This window comes from Zunongwangia sp. SCSIO 43204, assembly GCF_019904275.1.
GTDB lineage: Bacteria > Bacteroidota > Bacteroidia > Flavobacteriales > Flavobacteriaceae > Zunongwangia > Zunongwangia mangrovi.
Map to the genome: position 1 here is coordinate 476,591 of NZ_CP063204.1, position 24,220 is coordinate 500,810.

Sequence of the window (24,220 nt, forward strand, 5' to 3'; positions counted from 1 at the left end):
TGAGCCCCTTAAACAAGGGGCTTTTTAATATTTCTACTTTAAAGGGTTTTTCCCAATGAATTCAAATAAATGCTCTGATGTGAATATTTTATTTGCCGCTTGTCTTATCATTTCTGCATCTAAATGAGTTAAAAAACTTTTCAAATTTGATTTTGAGATCGGAGTAGTCCCATATCTATAAAAATCATATAAGTCATTCATTTGAACCTCTTCATTATTCAATATATGTTGGTATTTTGGTTTTATATAATCAGTAATAATATTTTCCAGTTCCGTTTCATCAATTCCAATAGTCTTCACTTCTTTTAAAATTTCAGTAATATCAGTTTTGATAAATTCTATTTCCTCTTCTCTAGTAGGTATAGTGATAGCAATCCTAAAAATGGAATTATATTTTATTTTATTTGATCCGATTGAGGAATCATATATTGCTCTTCTCTTGGTATAGCGTAAGTTCTTTATACGCCTAGATATAATTTCTTTTAAAATATCAAATTGGATTTCCAATTTTCTATCATCCTTTTGATAAGAGCTCAAATAATTAAGAGACAAAATAGTATTGTCCTTGGGGATAGAGGAAAGATATATTGTTTTAGAAATACGCGATAAAGGTAACTTTGTATTTATACTTTCCTGTTGACATTCTTTATTTTGAGATGGTTTGCTTGGTATATACTTGAAATACCTATTAATTATAGGTATGACTTCATCTGCATTTTTTGTTGTTGAAATTAGAAATGTCCAGTATTTGGCATTTCCGTATAATGAATTATAAATATTGTATATACTATCCATTACGACACTTGTACTTGCCATATACCTATCACTGATTGCTATATCCTGATGAGGAATTGAAAGTTCACTAAGCACTGCAATTTCAAAATCGGAAATACTTCTATTAATTGGTGGATGAAGAAAACGCTGCCATTCTTGATATTGCCAATCTTTAAACGCTAAAGAGTCAACTCTGGGTGAATTAATATAACCGTAAAGGGATTTAAAAAAGTTATCCAAATCATTGATATTTCCCCGGGCTTTAATGCCAATTTCAGATTCGGTTGCATAAGGATACAAATAAGATAAATTATTTTTTTGCAATACATTTTCTAGAGCATACTTATCCATATCAAAAATACCTGCATTTCGAATAACTAAAGGGGCAATTATAATTTCGGCTTTTTCCTGAGGTGTTCTATGAGCCATTTTAATTTTTTTAAATCCGTGTATTTTCAAGATTTCTGATGCTACAATATCTTTTTTAGAATGAAAAATAATCTTTATACCGTTTGATAGGATGAATACTCTATTATCAAATCTATCCGGTGCTTGCTCATCATATTCCAATTGGAAAGGGATATTATCCAACTTAGAAAAACTTTTTTTAGATTCCATTTTTGTACTTATAGCCTCATTAAGCCACAGCTGGGTACTAGTTTTCCAGTATATTGAATCATGTATGGAGTTTAGGGGGGCAATTACAGCAATATCGTCAGGTAATGTTGAGATAGATTTTTTTAAAAGCTTATTAAAATCATTTAATTTTAATGCAGACCACCATTCTTCCAAAGTATTTTGATCAATTTTGTTATTAAATCTTTTTGAGGAAATAATATCTTTTAAGCTATTTCGCCAATAAGAAATGGTATTGTTGGATTTTGGAATTAGCATTTTATCCCCTCTCCTTTGGAGGGTAGCCCAATGTAATGAATCAATTCCGTTGGACTCTAGTTTATACAATAGTTTTTGCATCAACTCAATACTACTTCTCTCATTACCCATTTCAGTTCTTAATTTTATGAAGTTTGTATAGAATTGTTCGCTGTTCGTTGCACTTAAACTAAACCTTTGAGAATAATCTCTGGGAGTATTCATTATAACATCATTTATTATCCCTGGTATTAATTGTTCAATAAAATCAATTTGCAAATTATTAAGATGATCTATTACTTTTGGTGATCTATGAAAAAAATAAAATATAACTTCCTTTCGATTAGTTAGATCCTGACTAAGATTATTTAAAACAAGAAATTTAGATTGGTCTTTTGTATCTATTTCTGAACATTCTTGTAAAACCTTCATTTTTTTACGTGCTTGAGGAGATGAAAATGTCCGAATAATTTCAGATTCCAATTTTAATGGATTTTTTATATTACCTACAATGATGATGGTGCTTGACAGAGGGGTATAATATTCATCGATAAATTTCTTTACCCTTGGCACGGTAAAAGTTTGTATGTGATTCCACAAACTATCTGGAGCAATCGGATTATTTTTACATTCGAAAAAATTAGCTTCAATTTGCTGCATTTGGAATGGACCTCCATTAATATCAGACCTGTTTATAATTTCTTCGAAAAGAATAGCTTTTTCAGAATTTATAAAATTTGAATCTAATACAATTTTTCCTTTGGAAATTTCCGCTAGATATTCTAAGCCTTTATTAGAAAAGCCATTAGTTATAGCAGGAAAAGAAAAACTGTAATTAGTATAATGCAATCCAACATGACCTCCGAGTTTGAGACCATGTTGGCTGGAAAAATTGTATCCATTTTCATTCTTAAGATTTTGAATTTTAAATTGGCCTATAGGTATATGCTCAATAAAATGAGCAAGCTCTTGTTCTCCTTTGGTTTCATTTACAGTTCCAACTTCAATAAATAGCTCCATGTGGATGCGATCCACACTATCTAATGGTTTAATATAATATTGAAGTCCATTTGCTAACTCCCCGGATATGACCTCTCCCGCAAACAAACTAGAATCCTGATCTACTTTATTGCCATTATAACCATTACTGCTCGCAGTAATGGTTATAAAAAGCAATAAATACAAAGTGATATGTGTTTTAATATCCATCATTCTGCACCAAATTAGGGTTCTTCATACGTTCTGCATCAGGAATGGGATAGAATAAATTAATGGTATCCCATTGTGACCAAAAACTTGAGGTTTCTGAAGTGGAATAAGAACGCTTAAGACTTAACCATCGATGTCCCCATTCCGAAAAATACTCTCGGCGATACTCCAATAGAATAAATTCCATCATTTGATCTTCAGAAATTTCTTGTGTACCTATGAGGGATGTATTTGCTCTATTTCTTAGTATATTTAAATCTCTAATGGCATTTTGTATATCTCCCATTCTCATCTGAGCTTCAGCTCTTATGAGGTATTGCTCAGGTAATCTCAAGACCATAGAATATTCCGGTATTTCTCCGGCCGTATTATCATACTGTACTTTATATTTAAAGGGATAATAATATATGGAGTTCTCATACTCAAAGCTCCCAATCCAGGATTGAAATCTTAGATCATTAGTATCCCATATAGATAAGAAATCTTCTGAAAATACGACCGAACTACTATTGAAAGAGGTCATGATATAGAGGTTACCTTCTCTGGTATGTCGAAAACTGCCCCCCCAACCGGCAGGTGATATTTGCCAAATGGCCTCGCGACTATTAGGTAAAAATATATTATTTAGATCAGGCAAAAGTTCATAGGTATCTGTAGCCATGATTACTTGATTACTGTAGTATTCAGCTTGCTCCCAATCTCCCTGAAATAAATAAACTCTAGCCAATAAGGCCATAGCAGCATAGGAATTTGCAGAAGTTCGCTCATTATTGATGTAAATTTCATCGAGTAATGATAATGACTCATTTAGATCTTCGACGATTTGATTAAAAATTGTCGATGCATCTGAACTTTCTATTGTTGCATTTATACTGTAATCTGTAGTAAGTATTAGTGGAATATTGTGGTAAAGCTCTACCAGGTAGAAATATGCAAAAGCCCGTACAAATTTTGCACCCCCATTTAATTGATTTCTGGTTTCTTCGCTTAAATTACTGGAGTTCTCAGTACCTTCCAGAATTGCGTTGGCAGCGTATATAGTTTGATAAGCTCCTGACCATAAATCGAGATTAAAACTATTGTCAGGAGAAATTTGGTGACTAAAAAATTCCTGCAATTGTGCAGTTGTCGAGGTCAGTTCAAAGTTATCTGCAGAAAGTCCACTTAAAAAGCTCACAGAACGATTTCCCCCTGCTGCAAAATTGGTATTAAACAATTGACTGTATAATCCATCCAGCGCATCCAGGGCAGTTTGATCATTTTCGAATACCGTTAGGCCTGTAATTCTATCATTTGGAATTTCTACATCAACAAATGATTCACAAGAATAAAAGCTTATGATCAGCACTAAAAGACATCCTATCTTAAATGATGTATCTAATTTTATCATGGGTATATTTTTAAATATTAATATCTAAACCGGCAGTGATTGTTCTAAGGGCAGGCAATACTGTACTACCTGGTATTTGAGGATCTAAGCCTTTATACTTTGTTAGCGTAAAGAGATTTTGTGCCTGAATGTAAAGACTTATAGCTTGAAATTGAGATCTGGCTACAGGAAGATTATAGCTTAAATTCAAAGATTTTAATCTTAAAAATGAAGCATCAGAAATTCCGAAATCACTATTAAATGCATTAGAATAAGCTCTGTTTGAGGCTGATAATTGGGACGGTTTTTGGAAAGTCCCGGTATCTCCGGCACTCTGCCATCGATTATCAAAATCCTGCTGTAATACATTGCTCATTCTTCCCGGTGCGGTTCTGTACACTTTACTACCTTCCTGAAACACAAACTCCATTAAAAAGTTGATACTAAAATTCTCATAGCTTAGCTGATTTTGAAGTCCACCAAATGCTCTTCTTTCAATACTTTTATTAACAATACGGTCTTCGTAATCATAATTGCCGTCATCATTCACGTCTTCAACTGTATATAATCCGGTTTGAGGATCTACACCCTGAAATCGATATAAAATTCTTGTTGAAAGCGGCTCTCCTACACGGTAAATATTTGCATAAGAGGTTTCTTCAATCCCAGGAAAGGAGATGAGTTTATTATTAGGAAAGGTTAAGTTAAATGAACTTACCCAACTCCACTTATCAGATTGGTGGATTGTAGCCGTACCTTCAATTTCTAATCCTGTGTTTTCCACGGTAGCGGGTAAATTAGCTTGTACAGAATTAAATCCTGTAATTGACGGCAAGGAATATCCCACAAGTTGATTAGACGACCGGTTACGATACCAACTCCATTGAAATCTTAATTGATCATCCCAAAATCCAAGTTCAAATCCGAATTCAAGTTTATTATTAGTTTCCCAAGAATATTCTGGATTTACAAGTTGAGTAGGATATAAACCTCCCGGTGCCGGCGTAGCAGAGTACGTATCTAAATAGCCATAATCTTGAATTTGATCACTCCCGGTGATACCGTAGCTCCCTCTTAATTTACCAAAACTTAACCAAGATAAATTATTCAACAAATTTTCTTCCGAGAAAATCCAAGCACCACCAATAGCTCCAAAATTTGCAAAACGTTTATTGGGGCCAAATCTCGAAGAACCATCACGTCTTCCGGTTAAATTTAGTAGGTATCTTTTACGGAACTGGAGCCCCAATCGCGTATATATAGCATTATACCTATATAAAATATCTTGATTATTGGAAACATAGACTGCATCGGCTGCTGCAAGATTTCCTACAAGGTGATTGTCTGCATAACCCACAGCACTCATTCTGAGATTTTGGGTTTTCCGCTGTTGAAATGTAGTTCCTATCAGTGCGTTTAAATTCCAATTGCTAAAAGTCCTATTATAATTCAATTGAGGCTCTATAATCCAGGAACTACGATCCGTAAAAGAATGGCTTGATCTTGCAGCAGCACGATCTCGTACTTCCGGGTCATAGGCTTCTACAGGATTTTTTACAAGTTCATTGTTATCCAGCATGGTATAACCTGCACTTGTAGTAAACTCTATATCTTTAGTGATCTTGTATAGTACTCTCATGCTGCTTATTAGTTGACGAGTAGTTGCAGTACTTTTATTTAAAGTGACTGCTAATGGATTTGTCCAGGAAGAGTTTTCCCAATTTAACGAACCAACTTGATTATAAAGTTCAGGAGCGTTGGGAGAAAGAGTTATTCCCGAAAGGAAATTGGCACTGTTAAATTGATTATTTTTATCTAAACCATAATTAATTGACAGACCAAGTTGAAGTTTATTGTTCTTAGTTTTATGATTTAAGCTGATTCCGGTTGAAATTTTTTCGTATCCGAAGTTCCCAGGAAAAACTGTTCCTGTTTGAAAATATCCGCCTGAAAGCTGAAATGCTGTAGTTTGATTCCCTCCTGAAATGTTGATGTTAGCGTTCGTGGTTTCAGCAGTACCTCCAATCAAAACTTCTTGCCAGTCAGTTTCCCGATTTCGATTCCACAGCACCAGATCTTCGGCATTTGAAGCTGTAGGACTTACACCATCATTTGTAAAGGCCTCTTCCCTTAATTGAATATAATCTTCAGTACCTAGTAAATCTAAAAAATCACTTACTTCACTTATTCCTGTTGAAATACGAGCATTGATTTTTGTTTTTTGATTAAAATTTTCTCCTTGCTTTGTAGTTATCAGAATTACCCCATTAGCTCCGCGAGATCCGTAAATAGCAGTGGCATCTGCATCTTTAAGAACCTCTATACTTTTAATGTTAGCCAGATTCAAAGAATTTAATGGGTCGATACCTGTTAATGAAGAAGTAGTCATTCCACTAAAGCTATTTATAGGACCGGAATCTATAGGTACACCATCAATGATATATAAAGGAAGATTTCCGTCGTTTTCAAAAGTGGTTCGAAGACTATTCTGTCCACGTATTTGGATCTGGGATGCCGTACCTGGTATTCCGGTTCGTTGAACTATAGAGACCCCTGCCATTCTTCCTTGTAGGGCTTCAATAGGACTGGTTACCGGTTGTAATTCTATATCCTTACCAGTAACTCTTGCGATATTACCCGTTCGTTCTCGCTCTGTTGTATTATAATACCCGGCGTTAATAACGACCTCGGATAAGGCATCGGTTGCAGGTTGCATTATTAAGTCTCCAATGAACCCGGGCGTGAGCTCTTTTTCTAGAGTTTGATAGCCTACATAAGAGTAGACCAGGGTATCTCCAATGGAAGCCCTCAGACTATAATAACCATCCATATCACTCATGGTTCCGGTAGAACTTCCTTTAATAAGAACATTCACACCCGGAAGTGGTAAACGGTCCTGGTCATTAATGATACCTGAAATGGTTTGCTGATTTTGATTGTTTTGGCTATAGACTTTTCCAGTCCCTAGCTGAAAAAATATATATAATAGGGGTATTAGTACTGCAATATTGTAGCACTTGTAATTATTTTTCATAATTTCGCTGTGGTTTGTTACTTTAATAGTTAATCAAGCCATAAGCCCTCCCCACCGGACTCCAATCTCAATGGGAGGGTTTTAAGCTAATCCAATTTGTGTTGGTTTCCCTAATCTGTTCTTATAGATTTCTTTTTAAATTAAACATTCCTTTTCTTACATTTTAATTGTTTTAGGGCATACCTCACCCACCCAGCACCACAGCTTAGAGATAGGGATAAGCTGTAGCCCCCTGCACCGTAAAAGCCATCTTATATACGGTAAAAGACAATATTTCCATCCTTTTAATTACATACATGTATTTTTAAAGCAAGATGTAATTAGAAGCCTTAAAAACCCCAAAAAGAATCAATTGTCAGTGCACTTGCTATTCTTTAATAAATTATGAAGTCTGCGAAGATTTATTGAAGAGTACTAAATAGCTATAAAAATAGGCGTGAGGACTCAACTTATCGATCTGAGGCACTGGTATACCCTGTACACGAATAAGATGAGCTCACGCCGCGGTTCGTGAGCTTATTTACTTATCCTCTCATGTACATAAAAATTACCAGTTTTCAGATCGAGATTCTAAGCAATAGCTTCTAATTTTTTCTTATTTGAAGAATTGCAAATATATTAATTATAAAAACAAATATAGTAAATAATATTTACACATGTGTAATTGCTATGTTAATTGTTTATATGTCAATTTGTTTACATATGCGTAAACAGATCAAAATACCAGAATTAACAGAAGCAATCACAGAGGTAATAAGAAAACTATACTCCCAAAAAGCCAATAAGAGTTCATTGTTAAAACTAAACAATGACTATTTTGCAGAAGTGGAAAAAAGCCTTGGAATCGAAAGATATACCTCCAAAAATCATAATGTCACATGTAGCAAATTATTTGCCATATGTGATTTTCTAGAAATTTCACTTTCCGATTTTTTCACACTTGTAGAAAAAGAAAATTCACAGCTCAAATTTCAGAAATCCACGAAAGGAAAATTAGTGAAAAAGGCCTATAAAAATCTAGAAAAAGAATCTTAAAGGAATAAACTTATAATTTTTCACACTAGTTAGTTACTTTTATTCTCTAATCTTATAAAGCAGTATATATTTAATTTCCGGATATAAATCTCTTACGAAATCCAATTGTGTGCTTAATTGAAAAAATCACATAAAATCCAACCTATTTAAAATACATCTCCCTCTAAAACTTATAAAGCAGCGGAATTAATAGTGTAGCAATAATCCAGAATAGTATATTAAGGAGCGTCCCAACCTTTATAAAATCAAAGAATTTATACTGGCCAGCACTATACACCATAGTATTAGTCTGGTAACCTACCGGTGTCATAAAACTAGCTGAAGCAGCAAACATAATCGCCATTAAAAATGGCATTGGGCTCAGCCCTAAATTAACAGCAGTTGCTATAGCAATTGGTGTAAGTAATGCCGCTGCAGCATTATTCGACATGATCTCCGTTAACATAGAGGTTACTAAGTATAATCCAGAAATAATTGCTATTGGTCCCCAATCGCCTAAAGTTTCAACAAGTGTATTGGCTATCGTTAAATCTAAACCAGTATTACTCATCGCTGTTCCCATACTCAATGCCCCTGCCAACAGAAAAATGATTTTCCAGTTAATAGCTTCATACATTTCTTTCATAGATATTGTTTTCAGCAAAACCAATAGCGTAACACCCGTTATTGCTCCAACCATAATATCAAGGATATTAAATGTTGCTAATAAAACAACTCCTAAAATCACACTTATTACAGTGTAGAATTTTTTCTTATCAAAATCTGTGATTACATCTTCAGATAATACGATAAAAGGAGCATTTTGAGAGCTTCCTTTTTTCCTCAATTCTTTCACGTAATGACTTTTTACTTCAGCCAGAACAACATCTCCAGCCTTCAATTTCACGTCATAAAGATGATCGTGTCTTACTTCCTCCCTATGTCGAATCGCTAAAGGTACCGCTCTATATCTTCTTCGAAAATCCATTGATTTCAATGTCTTCCCCTCAATTTCTGAATTTGCAGTTAACACTAATTCGACGATGGTTGAATTTATTCCTTTAAGATCATCATCCCCTATCTTTATAGAAGTTCCAACAACAATTTTCGCTCTATCTTTTAGTGACTTTATCTTTTCTACATCACATCTCACCTTAAGAATATCAGATCTTTTCAGAATAAAATCACCTGGAGGTAAAGTAAATTTTTGATCTGCTCTTCTTATTTCGATAACGTCCATCTCCAATTCCTTAACCAAACCAGAATCCATGATTTTTTTACCTATAGAACCTGAATCTTCTAAAAGTTCAATTTCAGTTAAGTACCCACTCATCTGAAATTTAGCTTTTAAATCTTTACTACCTTTTCTATCTGGCAAAATCTTCACACCAAATAAGATCATGTATAGAATCCCTACAATCATAAAGATCAAACCTAGTGGTGTCATATCGAACATTGAAATCGAGAAACCAGCTTCATCTTCGGCAATACTACTTACCAGAATATTTGTTGAAGTTCCTATTAATGTACAGGTGCCTCCGAATATTGAAGCAAATGATAAAGGAATAAGCATTTTAGACGGACTTTGACCCGAAGAATGAGCGATCTGGATAACCACCGGAATAAAAACTGCAACAACTGGTGTATTGTTTACAAAAGCAGAAATACCTGCAATAAGAATCATCATTAAGACAATACCCATACTAAATCTATTCCTAAATATAGAAGACAAGCGATGGGCTACCACCTGTAACGCGCCGGTTTTTAATAAGGCCGCACTTAATACAAACATAAATGCAACGGTCATTGTTGCTTTGTTACTAAAACCACTAACACCCTCCTGAGGTGTTATGACTCCAGTTAAAACTAAAACCAACATAACCGATAAAGCTACTAGGTCAATAGATAAAAGTTCTGTTGCAAAAAGTATAATTGCACAAACTATAACGCATAATGTGATAATTGCCTCTAAAGACATGAAATTTCAGGTTACAGTGAGTATTTCAAAAAATCAAAGATAAAGAAACCAATCCCTGATTAAACAAAAAAGCCCTCAAAAAATTTGAGGGCTTTTTTTGTTGGCCTACTAGGGCTCGAACCTAGACTCTTCTGGACCAAAACCAGACGTGTTGCCAGTTACACCATAGGCCATTGCTGTAATGCGGATGCAAATTTAAAACAAAGTTTCATTCCCGCAAATATTTTTTTGAAAAAATTTAATCCCGAATCAAATAAATTTCTGGAAATAATTATCGGTTTTCAATAAACTTCAATATACCAACAATTTACAAAACTCCAGTAAATTTTATATAATCTAATCCAATTATATAAAACAAGAAAAATTCAACTACCAACACCTTCAATCCTAAAAAATAAAATAGTTTACATTAGCGTTATTAAGGCGTTCAATATTTTTATTATTAAATTCGCCACACAAGATTCAAGAATATAACAAATGACAGAATTCAGCTTTAAAAAGTGGAACATTATCATCGGTTGGGTGATTTTTGCCATTGCGCTTTTTACTTATAGTTCGACCTTAGAACCTACTGCTAGTTTTTGGGATGCAGGAGAATATATTGCAACATCCTCTAATTTAGAAGTAGGACATCCACCGGGAGCTCCTCTTTATCAAATGTTGGGTGCATTCTTTTCAACTTTTGCCCCTGATAATTCAAACATCGCTTTAATGGTAAACTTTATGTCTGGTCTAGCCAGTGCATTTGCCATTTTGTTTATGTTTTGGTCGATCTCACTTTTAATAAGAAAGGTTTCTGGCCCGGCTGAAAGTCTGAGTTTTTCAGGCAAACTTGCTGTTTTAGGAAGCGCGGCTGTTGGCTCTTTAGCCTTTACCTTCACAGATAGTTTTTGGTTTAGCGCCGTAGAAGCCGAAGTTTACGCAGCAGCAGCCTGCCTTATGTCTATTATGTTCTATCTTGGATTGCTTTGGGAGCGTGATATGTTCGAAGCTCGTGGAAACAAATGGCTTATATTAATCTCACTAGTAACAGGACTTACCTTCGGGATTCACTTTATGGGATTACTTACCATCCCCGCAATTGGCTTCCTTTATTTCTTCAAAAACTACCCAAAAGTTACTATTAAAAATTTTATCGTTGCCAATATTGTAGTGGTAGCCGTATTATTATTTATTTTTAAACTATTACTACCTTATACGCTTACATTTTTCTCGGCTTCAGAGGTTTTCTTTACTAATTCGTTAGGAATGCCTTTTAATACGGGAACCATCGTAGCATTTTTGGCAGTTATCGCTATTTTTTACTTCGGAATTAATTGGAGTATCAAAAACAAGAAAACTGAAGTTAACACCTTATTACATTGTATACTCTTTATACTAATTGGTTTCTCATGTTGGATCATGCTCCCTATTCGATCTAATGCCCCTACGGTAATTAATGAGAATAGTCCTGATAACGCAAGAGAATTATTAGCGTACTATAACCGGGAACAATATGGTGAAACGCATCTTTTCTTCGGGCCACAATGGTCTGAAATGTATGCCGGGCTAGATGAAGAAAATCCATATAGCGATAAAAAACCAAAGTACGAGAAAGACGAAGAACTTGGTAAATATGTAATCGTAAACGACTGGAAAAACACAAAACAAAATTTAGACGATGCTCACAAAACTTTCTTACCAAGAATGTGGAGCACAGAGCATGCTTCTAATTATATGGATCTTACGGGTCCGCTTCAATTTACCGTTAAACAGGAATATCAAGGCGAAGAACGGCTGATGCAAGCCATCTCTCAATTTAAACAACGATACTCTGCCGGTGAGCTCGATAATGCAGATTACCATAAATTCCTTCAGCAGTTTAGTGAATATATAGATGTTGAAAAACCATCTGCTTCAGCCAATTTCTCCTATTTATTAGAATATCAGATCGGTTATATGTACTGGCGTTATTTTATGTGGAATTTTGTCGGTCGCCAGGATGATATTCAGGGAAAATATACAGATCTTCATGGTAACTGGTTAAGCGGCATCAAACCAATAGATGAATGGCATCTTGGCCCACAAGATAATTTACCAGACGATGTAAAGAACAACCCAGCAAGAAATACCTATTATTTCTTACCCTTCATCTTAGGATTTATTGGCTTCTTTTTTCATCTAAACCGCGACAAAAAGAACTTTTGGGTACTTTTAGTATTCTTTCTTTTTACAGGAATTGCCCTAAAGATCTACCTAAACGAAAGACCTTTTGAACCACGAGAAAGAGATTACGCTCTAGTAGGATCTTTTTACGTATTTGCAATGTGGATAGGATTTGGGATATATGCCATTTATGACAAACTAAAAGGCTATATCTCTCCAAAACTAGCAGCACCAATCGTCATTGTAGCATCTCTAATTTTGCCAGGAATTATGGCTGCAGAAAACTGGGATGATCACGACCGTTCAGATAAATATTCAGCTTTAGCAATGGCGAAGATGTATCTGGACTCTGTCGACGAAAACGGGATCATATTCACCATTGGTGATAACGATACCTTCGCGTTATGGTATGCGCAACAAATCGAGCGCTACCGTATGGATGTTCGTATTGTAAACACCAGTTTATTTGCAACAGATTGGTATATCGACCAGATGAAACGGAAGGCATTTGACAGTGATCCTATACCTTCGCAACTAGATCATGATTTTTACACCGGTAAAAATGATATTGTCGTAGGCCGAGCAATTACACAGGATACCTTAAATATCAAACAATGGATGAATTATATTGAAAGTGACGATCCAAGAACAAAATTAGAATATTCTGAAGATGAAACTTTCAACACCTATCCTTCTAAATACGTTAGAATTCCGGTAGATAAACAAACCATTTTAGATAACGGAATTGTAGATCCTAGCGAAGCAGATCAAATCGTAGATCATATCGACATAGAAATTGGTTCTAATCTTATCTATAAAAACCGATTATTAATGCTGGATATTATCGCTAACAATAACTGGGAGCGCCCAATTTATTTTACCGGCGGTAGCTACGGCGATGATGACTATTTATGGATGAAAGATTACCTGCAATTAGAAGGTGTCGCCTATAAACTAGTCCCTATAAAAACACCGGTGAATCCAAGAAACCCATTTGATATGGGAAGGGTAAACACCGATAAAATGTATAATATCGTCACCAATTGGGATTGGGGCAATATGGGTGACCCAGAGATCTATCACGATCCTGAAACTCGTAAAAATTCAATCACTTATAGAAGTAATCTAGCCCGCCTGGTAGAAAATCTTTTAAATGAAAATGATACTGAACGCGCCAAGGAGATCCTTGATCTTGGAATGGAAAACATGCCAACAGACCATTATGGATATTACACACTTTTAGAGCCATTTATTGATGGATATTATAAAGTTGGCGAAGATGAAAAAGCACGAGAACTTTGGAGTAAAGTAGCCGAAAAATATCAGCAGAACCTAGACTGGTATAGCGGTTGGGATTTCCAGAGACAACGTCGTTATGCTGAAGAGATCTTTACTGATGTTGAACGTTACCGCGGTCTTGTAGATATTCTTGTTAGAAATCAAGACGAAGAGATCGTTAAAGAAAAAGCAGACGAGTTTAATGATTACCTGAAAAAATTCCAGCACTTCTATTCTGAAGAAGAAGGAATTGAACCTGAAGTTTCTCCTGAAGAGCAATTACGACAACAGCAATTAGAGCAGGAACTTAACCAGGGACAAGCTGCACAGGATTCCCTTACACTCGATGCTGCACAATAAATAATCTGGTCTTAAAATATCGAAATTCGATATTTTAAGACCTTATTTTTATGAATCGACTTATCCTTAAATATCCGTGGATTCTAAAAAAGCTTTATCCAAAAAGACTTTCAAGAATTACTGCGGAAAAAACCCTTTTTTTAACTTTTGACGATGGGCCAATCCCTGATATAACACCCTGGGTTTTAGATCTACTTGAAAAATACTCGGCCAAAGCTACATTCTTTTGTATTGGCGACAATGTTAGGAAACATCCTGAAGTTTTTGAGCAAATAAAAGCTAAAAATCATGCTTTTGGAAACCATACCTTCAATCATTTAGATGGTTGGAAAACCAAAACTTCAGATTATATTGAAAATTTCAAAAAAGCAGAAGAAATCATCGAATCTGAACTTCAGCATAAATTAACTTCCGAAGAAAAATTATTTAGACCGCCCTACGGAAAAATCAAAAATAAACAAGCGGCTAAAATCGCTAATCTTGGGTATAAAATTGTAATGTGGGATATAATTACCGGAGATTACGATAAAAATTATGATGCAGAAGAATGCTTAAAAAACACCCAAAAATTAATAAAACCGGGCAGCATTATTGTTTTTCACGATAGCCTCAAAGCTGAAAAAAACTTAAAGTACGTTCTACCAAAAATATTAGAAGAATACACCGAGAAAAGATGGAAATTCGAGTCGTTATTCTAAGAATATTGTTCTAAAAGAGCAATGATAGATTCGGCATTTTGCTCTCCACTTTTACGCCACAACATCTCTCCCTTTTTATAGATCATAAGTGTTGGCAAACCTTTTACACGCAAGGCTTCCGCTAATTGCGTGTTCTTATCGACATCGATCTTAATCACTTTTGCTTTATCTCCAATAGCCGAAGCTACATCCCTTAACACCGGATGCATTTTTACTGAAGCTTCATTCCATTCGGTATAAAAATCGATAAGTACTGGTACATTTAAACCTACTAATTCTCCAAATTTTGACATAAAATTGAGCTTTACTCGATATTTGAGGTTTTTGATTTCAATTGATCTTCTTAAATCGAAATCAGATCTTTTAAAATTCGTGATTAAAAACGCACATTATTGCAAACTAAAACGCTCACAATCAAATATAACAATAAATTGCCACTAAGCAGGTGCAGTACCTTTTCGCAATTCAATCACACTAATTTCTGGCCAAATCCCTACTCTACCGGGAAAAGCCAAATACCCAAAACCTCTGTTTACGTTTATATATCTATTATTTTCTTTATAAATCCCTGCCCAGTTTTTATAACGATATTTCGCCGGACTCCATTTTAGGAAACCTGGAATTTCTATTCCAAATTGCATACCGTGCGTATGTCCACTAAGCGTTAAATGATAAAATTTATTGTTTTGCTTTACTTTTTCCTGCCAATGTGAAGGATCATGACTAAGAAGGATTTTAAAGTCTTTATCATCCACATCTTTACCGGCAAGATCAAGGTCACCTGCTTTTTTAAAGTGGCCACCTCCCCAGTTTTCAACACCAACAATGGCGATTTTTTCACCATTTTTTTCAAGGTAGCGATGTTCGTTGAGTAAAAGATCCCAACCCATTTCAGCATGCGTAGCTTTTAGATCTTGGAGATTTTGCCTTTTCGCTTCAGCGCTTTCCCAGTTTACATAATCGCCATAATCGTGATTTCCTAATATAGAAAAGACACCATCTTTAGCCTTAATAGTACTAAAAAGAGATTTCCAATCTTGCATTTCAGTAGCTTTATTATTTACAAGATCTCCGGTAAAAAATATCACATCGGTCTCTTGGGCTTTCAAAAGATCTACTCCATAAGCTACCTTTTCGTGGTTATCGAAGCTTCCGCTATGCACATCGCTAATTTGCGCGATTCGGTAGCCATCAAATGCATCAGGCAAATCATCAAAATACAGCGTGTAGTTTAAAACCCTAAAATCGTATTTCCCTTTAAACATTCCGTATAAAACCGAAACAAAAGGAATTGCCGCTAAACCAAGCGCAATCTGACTAACAAACTTTCGCCTTCCCGGTGCTTTATATCCTGCACCTCCAATTGCTTTAGAAATTCCTATGAAAAAACGCGTAATATCTTCCCCAAACATAAATATTACCAGCACTAACTTTGCAAATAAAAAAGCCAGAACGATCCCAAAAGCAAAACCAATAGCGCTAAAAAAACCACCACCAGCGCTTTGCCACTGGTATATAAAATTCCCAATCACCAATAGCGTCACTAGGAAATACAATACACCAACCCACAAAGATTTATTAAGACTTCTTAGGGCTTGATAAGCGTAAATATCGATAAGTAAATAGAAGGCGATAAACAGCAGCCAACGCATAGAAAAGTATTTTATTTAGCGAAGGTACTTTTAATCAAATCTTTAATCGATATTTTTAAAAGTAATTTAACGTAATAATGCCCATAAACAATAGCTTCGCCATTAGAAGATCATAAAATTAACAGGTATAAAATTGCGAGTTTACGCTGTAAAGTCTACCTTTCCGACAAATTTCTCAGCTAAAACCTTATAGCTACGCAGTATGAAACGTAGAAACTTTATAAAGAAAGCAGGAATAACGGGGGCTGTGCTAGGAACCACACCTTCTATTTTTGCTCAGGATTTTCCAGCAAATTCAAACACTAAAAAATCTACTCTTCCCATAGCCATTGCTACCTGGAATTTTCACGAAGCCACAAAAAAAGCAGGAAGTCTTTTAGACAAAGGAACTTCTGCCCTAGATGCGGTTGAACAAGGGGTAATGGTCGAAGAAGCAAACTTAAAAAATACCACTGTTGGAAATGGTGGCGCACCAGATCGTGATGGAAATGTAACTTTAGACGCCTGTATTATGTCTCCTAACGGGAATGCAGGTTCTGTAGTTTACCTTAAAAACATCGAGCACCCGGTTTCTGTTGCTCGTAAAGTAATGGAAGACACGCCACATGTAATGCTTGCCGGTGAAGGTGCTTTACAGTTTGCCATTCAAAACGGATTTAAAAAACAAAATCTACTAACCGAAGATTCTGAAAAAGCCTGGAAAGAATGGCTTAAAGAAAAAGAATACAAACCAATTATTAATATCGAAAATCACGATACAATTGGTATGCTTTGTATCGACAAGGATGGAGATATCGCAGGAGCCTGTACTACATCTGGCCTTGCCTATAAAATGAATGGCCGTGTTGGTGATTCGCCAATTATAGGGTCTGGTTTATATGTAGATAATGAAGTTGGAGGTGCAGCAGCAACCGGAATGGGAGAAGCTATCATGAAAAGTGTGGGTAGCTTTTTAGTGGTAGAACTTATGCGAAATGGCAGATCTCCGCAGGAAGCCTGTAAAGAAGCTATCGAAAGGATCGTAAATAAAAACGATAATCACAATGACTTTCAGGCTTGTTTTATCGCCATCAATAAAGATGGAGAAGTTGGCGGATACAGTATTCACGACGGATTCTCTTATGCGAAGTATCAGGACAGCGAAAACGAAAATGTAAAATGTAAAAGCTACCTGTAAATTACAGGTCAATTATTTATGAGCACAGAAAACAATACGAATAAATCTTACCGCACCGCATTTCTATTTTTAACAATTTTGTTTTTTTTATGGGGATTTATTACGGTACTTGTAGATTCACTTATTCCACGATTAAAGGAAGTATTTACGCTTAGTTATTTTCAGGCGGGAATGGTTCAGTTTGCCTTTTTTGGGGCATTCTTTTTACTATCGATCCCGGCTGGATATATTCTATCCAAGATTGGATATAAAAAAGGTATAATTTTAGGACTTAGCACCATGGCAGCCGGATGTTTATTATTCTGGCCAGCTGCATCATATAGAGTGTTCTGGATCTTTATGCTTGGTTATTTTGTATTAGCAGGCGGTATCACTATTCTCCAGGTGGCAGCAAATCCTTATGTTACTATATTAGGACCAGAACGATCTGCTTCGAGTAGACTTAATCTTTCACAAGCATTTAATTCGTTAGGAACTGCTATCGCTCCTGCAATTGGCGCTTTATTTATTCTGAAAGACAAGGTAATGACCACTGCTGAAATCGATGCATTAAGCGAAGCGCAACAAAGAGCTTATTATATTGCTGAAGCCGGTGCGGTACAAAAACCATTTGTAGGTATTGCAATTTTTATCGCAGTAATAGCTTTAGTTTTCGCATTTGTAAATCTTCCAAAGGTTGGCGACACAGCAGCTTCGAACGACTACGGAAGAGTTCTTAAAAACAAGAACCTGATGTTAGGAGCGATTGGATTGTTCTTTTACGTTGGTGCTGAAGTTGCCTTAGGAAGTTACATGGTAAACTACTTCCTTACTTTAGAACTTTCAGAAATAATAAAAACAACACCATATTTACGCAATATCGCCCAATGGATCTTAGATACTGGCTTAGAGAATGCAAGTAGCATGGCCGTAGTTGGTGTATTTGTAACCTTTTATTGGACAGGCGCTATGATTGGTAGATTTATAGGTTCTTATTTAACCAAAATCTTCAACCCGGCAGTTGTTTTATGTGCTTTTGCTGCATTTGCCATTATTATGGTTAATATTTCTAATCTTTCTGTTGGTGTGATCGCAATGTGGACGATCATTGCAGTTGGATTATTTAACTCAATCATGTTCCCAACAATCTTCAGTTTAGCATTAGATGGCCTGGGAGACGATAAACCACAAGGATCTGGTATTTTATGTACAATGATCGTTGGTGGAGCTGTTTTACCTCCATCTTTTGGATTTTTAACCGATAGATTTGGGTTTAGCGTGGCCTTTGTTTTAGTAATGCTTGCTTACGCTTACATTTTCTTTTATGGCTTTATAAACCGAAAAAGACAGGTAGAAATTTAAATCAATTAAGATCAATATTCTATATAAAAACCGTTCATTTTTATGGGCGGTTTTTCTTTTTGTATAACATTATCTTCGTAGTTTTGGGAAGATACAGATAAATCATCCAATAAATATGGCCGCTCAAAAAAGACTGTTTTTAGTAGATGCTTATGCATTGATCTTCCGTGGATATTACGCTTTTATAAAAAACCCAAGAATTAATTCTAAAGGTTTTGATACTTCAGCGATTATGGGTTTTATGAATTCCCTATTTGATGTTATCCGTAGAGAAAAACCAGATCATTTAGCGGTTTGTTTTGATAAGGAAGGCAGCCAGGTAAGAACTGAAATGTTTTCAGATTACAAAGCGAACAGAGATGCTACACCAGAGCCGATAATGCAAGGAATTCCATATATTCAAAACATTCTAAAAGCTATGCATATTCCGGTTGTGGAATTGCCGGGTTGTGAAGCCGATGATATTATTGGAACTCTCGCAAAACAGGCTGAAAAAGAAAATTATCAGGTATATATGGTTACGCCAGATAAGGATTTTGCGCAACTGGTTTCTGAAAATATTTTTATGTATCGCCCGGCGAGAATGGGAAACGGAATTGAAATTTGGGGTATTCCTGAAGTTCAGAAAAAATTTGAAGTAGAGCGACCAGAACAGGTAATCGATTTTTTAGGAATGATGGGCGATGCTGTAGATAATATTCCTGGCTTACCCGGAGTTGGAGAAAAAACAGCCAAAAAATTCCTTAAACAATTTGGCTCTATGGAAGAACTTTTAGCAAACACAGATCAGCTAAAAGGAAAAATGAAAGAAAAGGTAGAAGCGAATGCCGAACAGGGAATTCTTTCAAAAAAATTGGCCCGAATTATCATCGATTGTGATGTAAAATTTCATGCTGAAGATTACGAACTTTCGATGCCCGATTCAGAAAAAGTTCAGGAACTTTTCGACGAACTCGAATTTAGACGTTTAAATGATCAATTTATAAAATTATTTAGCGGCGAAGAAGAAACTAATCAAACACAGGTGACCAATTCACCTTCGGCTAAGAAAAATGCGCAAACTGCAGGAGCAGGTCAATTTTCATTATTTGGGGGCGACACTTCAGAAAAAATTGAAAGCACTAATAGCCGAAAAACTTTAAAAGATACACCGCATGTCTATCAAAAAGTTAATACCGGCTTAAGCACACGTTTGTTCATTCAGAAATTAATGAAACAAAAGTCGGTTTGTTTTGATACTGAAACAACAAGTTTGAACCCGCTTGAAGCAGAACTTGTGGGTATTGCATTTTCGTGGGAAGCCGGCAAAGGATATTATCTTCCGTTTGAAGAGGATAAAGAAAAAGCACAGCAACTTATCGAATTACTAAGACCATTTTTTGAATCTCCAGAAATTGAAAAAATTGGTCAAAACCTAAAATATGATATTAAGGTTTTAGATAAATATGGTATTCAGATCGAAGGACCAACTTTCGATACTATGATCGCACATTATTTGATCAATCCGGATATGCGCCATAATATGGATGTTTTAGCCGAGACTTACCTTAATTATACTCCGCAACCTATTTCAGAATTAATAGGTAAAAAAGGCAAAAATCAGAAAAGCATGCGTGATGTTCCTTTAGCTGAACAAACCGAATATGCTGCGGAAGATGCCGATATCACTTTTCAACTTAAAGAGTTCTTTGAAAAAGAGTTGGATGAAGCCAAAACAAATAAGCTTTTTAACGACATTGAAATGCCGCTGGTTGAAGTCTTAGCCGATATGGAAATTGAAGGGATTAACCTTGATCTGGATTTCCTTAAATCACTTTCTGAAGCTTTAGATCGCGATATTAAAGAATTAGAAGCTAAGATTTATGAAGCTGCCGGCGAAGAATTTAAAATTAGCTCCCCAAAACAACTGGGAATTATTCTTTTTGAAAAATTAGCTTTAGTAAAGAAACCAAAAAAGACCAAAACCGGACAGTATTCTACAAGTGAGGATGTTCTCTCCTATTTAGCGCCAGAACACGATATCGTTCAGCATGTTTTAGATTATCGCGGACTAGTAAAATTACAGAATACTTACGTTGATGCTTTACCGGGACAAGTTGAAAAAACCGGGAGAGTACATACAGATTATGTGCAAACCATTGCTGCTACAGGGCGATTGAGTTCCAACAATCCTAACCTGCAAAATATACCGATAAGAACAGAACGCGGAAGACAGGTACGAAAGGCTTTTGTACCAAGAAACGAAGATTATGTCTTGTTAGCTGCCGATTATTCTCAGATAGAATTACGAATTATCGCTGCTCTTAGTGAGGAAGAAACGATGATAAAAGCCTTTAAGGATGGTGAAGATATTCACGCTTCAACAGCATCTCAGGTTTTTAATGTTCCTATTGAAGAAGTAACAAGAGAACAACGTAGTAATGCGAAAACAGTAAATTTCGGGATCATTTATGGGGTTTCGGCTTTTGGACTTAGTAACCAAACCAGTTTAAGTAGAGCTGAATCTAAAGAACTAATTGACACCTATTATAAAACCTACCCAAAACTTAGTAATTATATTGCAGATCAGGTGGCTTATGCCAGAGAAAACGGCTACGTATCAACTATTTTAGGCAGAAGAAGATATTTAAAAGACATCAACTCTCAGAATACCGTAGTTAGAGGTGCTGCTGAACGTAATGCCGTAAACGCACCGATACAGGGAAGTGCCGCAGACATCATAAAAATTGCGATGATTAATATTCACAAAAAACTGGAAGAAGAAAAACTACAAACCAAAATGCTTCTGCAGGTTCACGATGAATTGGTATTTGATGTATACAAACCTGAACTGGATAAGGTAAAAGAACTTATCAAATCTGAAATGGAAAATGCATACCAACTTGAAGTTCCACTAGATGTTGACTTAGGAGTTGGCCAGGATTGGTTAGAGGCTCATTAAGATAATTTAAAAAAAAGAAAACCCCGTTTGCTTTACCCTACATTGCAAACGAGGTTTCCAGACTAACACTAAAAATTATATTATTTGATTAGCTAATCAAATTTATTTTTCTCGTGCAAATTTAAGCACTCAAATTAAAATTAAGGTTTTTTTAACTTTTTTAACACTCTTAACCTTAGAAATTAAGCCTTTCGTCGGATTAAATCCTATCAATACTATTTTGCTTTACCATGAATCGCTGAAAATTGATAATTTCATTCAATTTTTAAGGTTAAAGATTTTCAACGAACTCTTATATCTTTGAGAATCAAAATATTTCCCTATAATTTTAAATGAAAATGCTATTTGCTATATAAATTTATAATTGTACATTTGCACCCCTGAATTTCCCCTTGCTACGACTTTGGGATCAGGAATGGAATGTTTAATTATTAAGTAAATTTATTTAGTGTGGACACATTAAGCTACAAAACAGTATCAGCCAACAAGGCGACAGTAACCAAAGAATGGGTACTTGTAGATGCTGAAGGACAGACTTTAGGCCGCCTATCTTCTAAGGTTGCAAAAATTCTTAGAGGTAAGTACAAGCCAGATTTCACCCCACACGTTGATTGTGGAGACAACGTAATTGTTATCAACGCAGAGAAGATCAACTTAACTGGAAAGAAATGGGATGCGAAAGAATACATTCGTCATACAGGCTATCCAGGTGGACAAAGAAGTCTAACTGCTTCAGAATTATTTACAAAAGCGCCAGAGCGTCTTGTTGAAAAAGCAGTAAAAGGAATGCTTCCTAAAAACAAACTAGGATCAGCACTTTTCCGCAATTTAAAGGTTTATGCAGGATCAGAACATGATCAGGAAGCTCAAAAACCTAAAACTATTAACTTAAACGATCTTAAGTAATGGAAGTTATTCACAAAATTGGTCGTAGAAAAACGGCTGTTGCACGTGTTTATGTTTCAGAAGGAAAAGGAAACATCACTGTAAACAAAAAAGATCTTAAAGATTACTTTACCACAAGTACTTTACAGTACAAAGTAAACCAGCCATTCAATCTTACTGAAAACGCTGGAACTTTTGATGTAAAAATCAACGTATACGGTGGAGGAATCACAGGACAGGCAGAAGCTATCCGTCTTGCTTTATCTAGAGCAATGGTAGAGCTTAACGAAGAGAACAAATCTACGCTTAAGCCAGAAGGATTACTTACAAGAGATCCAAGAATGGTTGAGCGTAAGAAATTCGGTCAGAAGAAAGCTCGTAAGAAATTCCAGTTCTCTAAACGTTAATATGTATTGGGCATTTTCCCAATTAAGTTCATTTAAATTAAAAATTTTGTTGTTATCTCGATCACAAATATCGAGAGTTAGTTTAGCATCTAAACGATTAGGGCCATACTTAATAAGTAGCCACCTGGTTGTTGCTATCTCAACAGAAAGTAAACTATTACAAAAATGGCAAACAATGTAGAAGTTAAAGAATTACTTGATGCAGGTGTACACTTTGGACACCTTACAAGAAGATGGAATCCAAACATGGCTCCTTACATTTATATGGAGCGTAATGGTATTCACATCATCAATCTATATAAAAGTGCTGCTAAAATGGAAGAGGCTGGTGAAGCCCTTAAGAAAATAGCAGCTAGCGGCAGAAAAATACTTTTCGTTGCTACCAAAAAACAAGCAAAAGAAATCGTAGCTGAGCAAGCTGAAAAAGCGAATATGCCTTACATCACTGAAAGATGGCCAGGTGGTATGCTTACAAACTTCGTTACTATTCGTAAAGCTATTAAGAAAATGGCTTCTATCGATAGAATGAAAAAAGACGGTACTTTTAACACGCTTTCTAAAAAAGAACGTCTTCAAGTAGATCGTTTAAGAGCTAAGTTAGACAAAAACTTAGGTTCTATTGCAGATATGACCAGACTTCCAGCTGCATTATTTGTTGTAGATATCACTCGTGAACACATCGCAATTAAAGAAGCTCAAAAATTAAACATTCCAATTTTTGCTATGGTAGATACGAATTCAGATCCTCGTGAAGTGGATTATGTAATTCCTGCTAATGATGATGCTTCTAAATCTATTGATAAAGTAGTATCTTATGTTTCAGATGCTATCGTAGATGGTTTATCTGACAGAAAATCTAACAAAGATTCCAAAAAAGCTGAGAAAGAATCTAAAGGTGAAAAACCAGCTCCAAAAATGCCCAAAGCTGAAGGAGAAGTTCCATCTCAAGATCCATCAGATCAAAAAGCCATGAAAGAGGCTAAAAAAGATGTTAAGTTAGAATCTAAGCAGGAAACTTTAAAGAAAGCTACCTCTTCTAACGAAGAAGAATAAAAAATAACATTTTGGTAAATTACATGAGTCGT

At 35.5% G+C, this 24,220-nt stretch carries 15 protein-coding genes and 1 tRNA gene; 9 read left to right on the forward strand and 7 right to left on the reverse strand.

Features of this window, described 5'->3' with window-relative positions:
* Positions 1-33 precede the first annotated feature (33 nt).
* Genes INR75_RS02130 through INR75_RS02140 form a run of 3 tightly spaced genes read right to left on the reverse strand, consistent with a single transcriptional unit; the run spans position 34 to position 7,259 of the window.
* Complete coding sequence (locus INR75_RS02130) at positions 34-2,859, reverse strand: M16 family metallopeptidase (RefSeq protein ID WP_223090564.1); 2,826 nt, start codon at positions 2,857-2,859, stop codon at positions 34-36.
* The gene (locus tag INR75_RS02135) at positions 2,846-4,246 is read right to left on the reverse strand and encodes a RagB/SusD family nutrient uptake outer membrane protein (RefSeq protein ID WP_223090565.1); all 1,401 of its coding nucleotides are present in this window, start codon (positions 4,244-4,246) and stop codon (positions 2,846-2,848) included. Before INR75_RS02135 ends, INR75_RS02130 begins: the two co-directional genes overlap by 14 nt.
* A 10-nt stretch (positions 4,247-4,256) precedes the next feature.
* Positions 4,257-7,259 carry a SusC/RagA family TonB-linked outer membrane protein gene (locus tag INR75_RS02140; protein ID WP_223090566.1) on the reverse strand — a complete coding sequence of 1,001 codons (3,003 nt, stop codon included), beginning with the start codon at positions 7,257-7,259 and terminating at the stop codon, positions 4,257-4,259.
* Between the two features lie 702 nt (positions 7,260-7,961).
* Between INR75_RS02140 and INR75_RS02145 the strand changes: the two genes are divergently transcribed.
* Complete coding sequence (locus INR75_RS02145; protein WP_223090567.1) at positions 7,962-8,294, forward strand: hypothetical protein; 333 nt, start codon at positions 7,962-7,964, stop codon at positions 8,292-8,294.
* Positions 8,295-8,457: 163 nt separating this feature from the next.
* Here the strand turns inward: INR75_RS02145 and INR75_RS02150 are convergent, their stop codons facing one another.
* Both INR75_RS02150 and INR75_RS02155 read right to left on the reverse strand, forming a co-directional pair.
* Positions 8,458-10,251, reverse strand: a complete 1,794-nt coding sequence (locus tag INR75_RS02150; protein ID WP_223090568.1) for an SLC13 family permease — start codon at positions 10,249-10,251, stop codon at positions 8,458-8,460.
* Positions 10,252-10,351: 100 nt separating this feature from the next.
* Positions 10,352-10,424, reverse strand: a tRNA-Gln gene (locus INR75_RS02155).
* A gap of 304 nt (positions 10,425-10,728) precedes the next feature.
* On the opposite strand from INR75_RS02155, the gene INR75_RS02160 reads away from it, so the two are divergent.
* Both INR75_RS02160 and INR75_RS02165 read left to right on the forward strand, forming a co-directional pair.
* Positions 10,729-14,034: a DUF2723 domain-containing protein gene (locus tag INR75_RS02160; protein ID WP_223090569.1), complete on the forward strand. Its 3,306-nt coding sequence runs from the start codon at positions 10,729-10,731 to the stop codon at positions 14,032-14,034.
* A gap of 50 nt (positions 14,035-14,084) precedes the next feature.
* On the forward strand, positions 14,085-14,732 hold the full coding sequence (locus INR75_RS02165) for a polysaccharide deacetylase family protein (RefSeq protein ID WP_223090570.1): 648 nt from the start codon (positions 14,085-14,087) through the stop codon (positions 14,730-14,732).
* Here the strand turns inward: INR75_RS02165 and INR75_RS02170 are convergent.
* Together INR75_RS02170 and INR75_RS02175 are read right to left on the reverse strand one after the other, a co-directional pair.
* The gene (locus tag INR75_RS02170) at positions 14,729-15,025 is read right to left on the reverse strand and encodes a co-chaperone YbbN (protein ID WP_223090571.1); all 297 of its coding nucleotides are present in this window, start codon (positions 15,023-15,025) and stop codon (positions 14,729-14,731) included. The genes INR75_RS02165 and INR75_RS02170 overlap by 4 nt on opposite strands.
* Positions 15,026-15,169: 144 nt before the next feature.
* Positions 15,170-16,384, reverse strand: coding sequence for a metallophosphoesterase (locus INR75_RS02175; RefSeq protein WP_223090572.1), 1,215 nt, complete (start codon positions 16,382-16,384; stop codon positions 15,170-15,172).
* Between the two features lie 202 nt (positions 16,385-16,586).
* Here INR75_RS02175 and INR75_RS02180 point away from each other — a divergent pair, with 202 nt between their 5' ends.
* The 6 genes from INR75_RS02180 (at position 16,587) to rpsB (ending at position 24,188) form a co-directional block, all read left to right on the forward strand.
* Positions 16,587-17,561 carry an isoaspartyl peptidase/L-asparaginase family protein gene (locus tag INR75_RS02180; protein ID WP_223090573.1) on the forward strand — a complete coding sequence of 325 codons (975 nt, stop codon included), beginning with the start codon at positions 16,587-16,589 and terminating at the stop codon, positions 17,559-17,561.
* 18 nt (positions 17,562-17,579) lie between these two features.
* Positions 17,580-18,902 (forward strand): sugar MFS transporter, encoded by a 1,323-nt coding sequence (locus tag INR75_RS02185; RefSeq protein ID WP_223090574.1) that lies wholly within the window; start codon positions 17,580-17,582, stop codon positions 18,900-18,902.
* Between the two features lie 115 nt (positions 18,903-19,017).
* The gene (gene polA / locus INR75_RS02190; protein ID WP_223090575.1) at positions 19,018-21,843 is read left to right on the forward strand and encodes a DNA polymerase I; all 2,826 of its coding nucleotides are present in this window, start codon (positions 19,018-19,020) and stop codon (positions 21,841-21,843) included.
* A gap of 450 nt (positions 21,844-22,293) precedes the next feature.
* Positions 22,294-22,749 carry a 50S ribosomal protein L13 gene (gene rplM / locus INR75_RS02195; RefSeq protein ID WP_092539499.1) on the forward strand — a complete coding sequence of 152 codons (456 nt, stop codon included), beginning with the start codon at positions 22,294-22,296 and terminating at the stop codon, positions 22,747-22,749.
* On the forward strand, positions 22,749-23,135 hold the full coding sequence (gene rpsI, locus INR75_RS02200; protein WP_092539500.1) for a 30S ribosomal protein S9: 387 nt from the start codon (positions 22,749-22,751) through the stop codon (positions 23,133-23,135). The genes rplM and rpsI overlap by 1 nt, the downstream gene beginning before the upstream one ends.
* A 165-nt stretch (positions 23,136-23,300) precedes the next feature.
* Complete coding sequence (gene rpsB, locus INR75_RS02205; RefSeq protein WP_223090576.1) at positions 23,301-24,188, forward strand: 30S ribosomal protein S2; 888 nt, start codon at positions 23,301-23,303, stop codon at positions 24,186-24,188.
* Positions 24,189-24,220 lie beyond the last annotated feature (32 nt).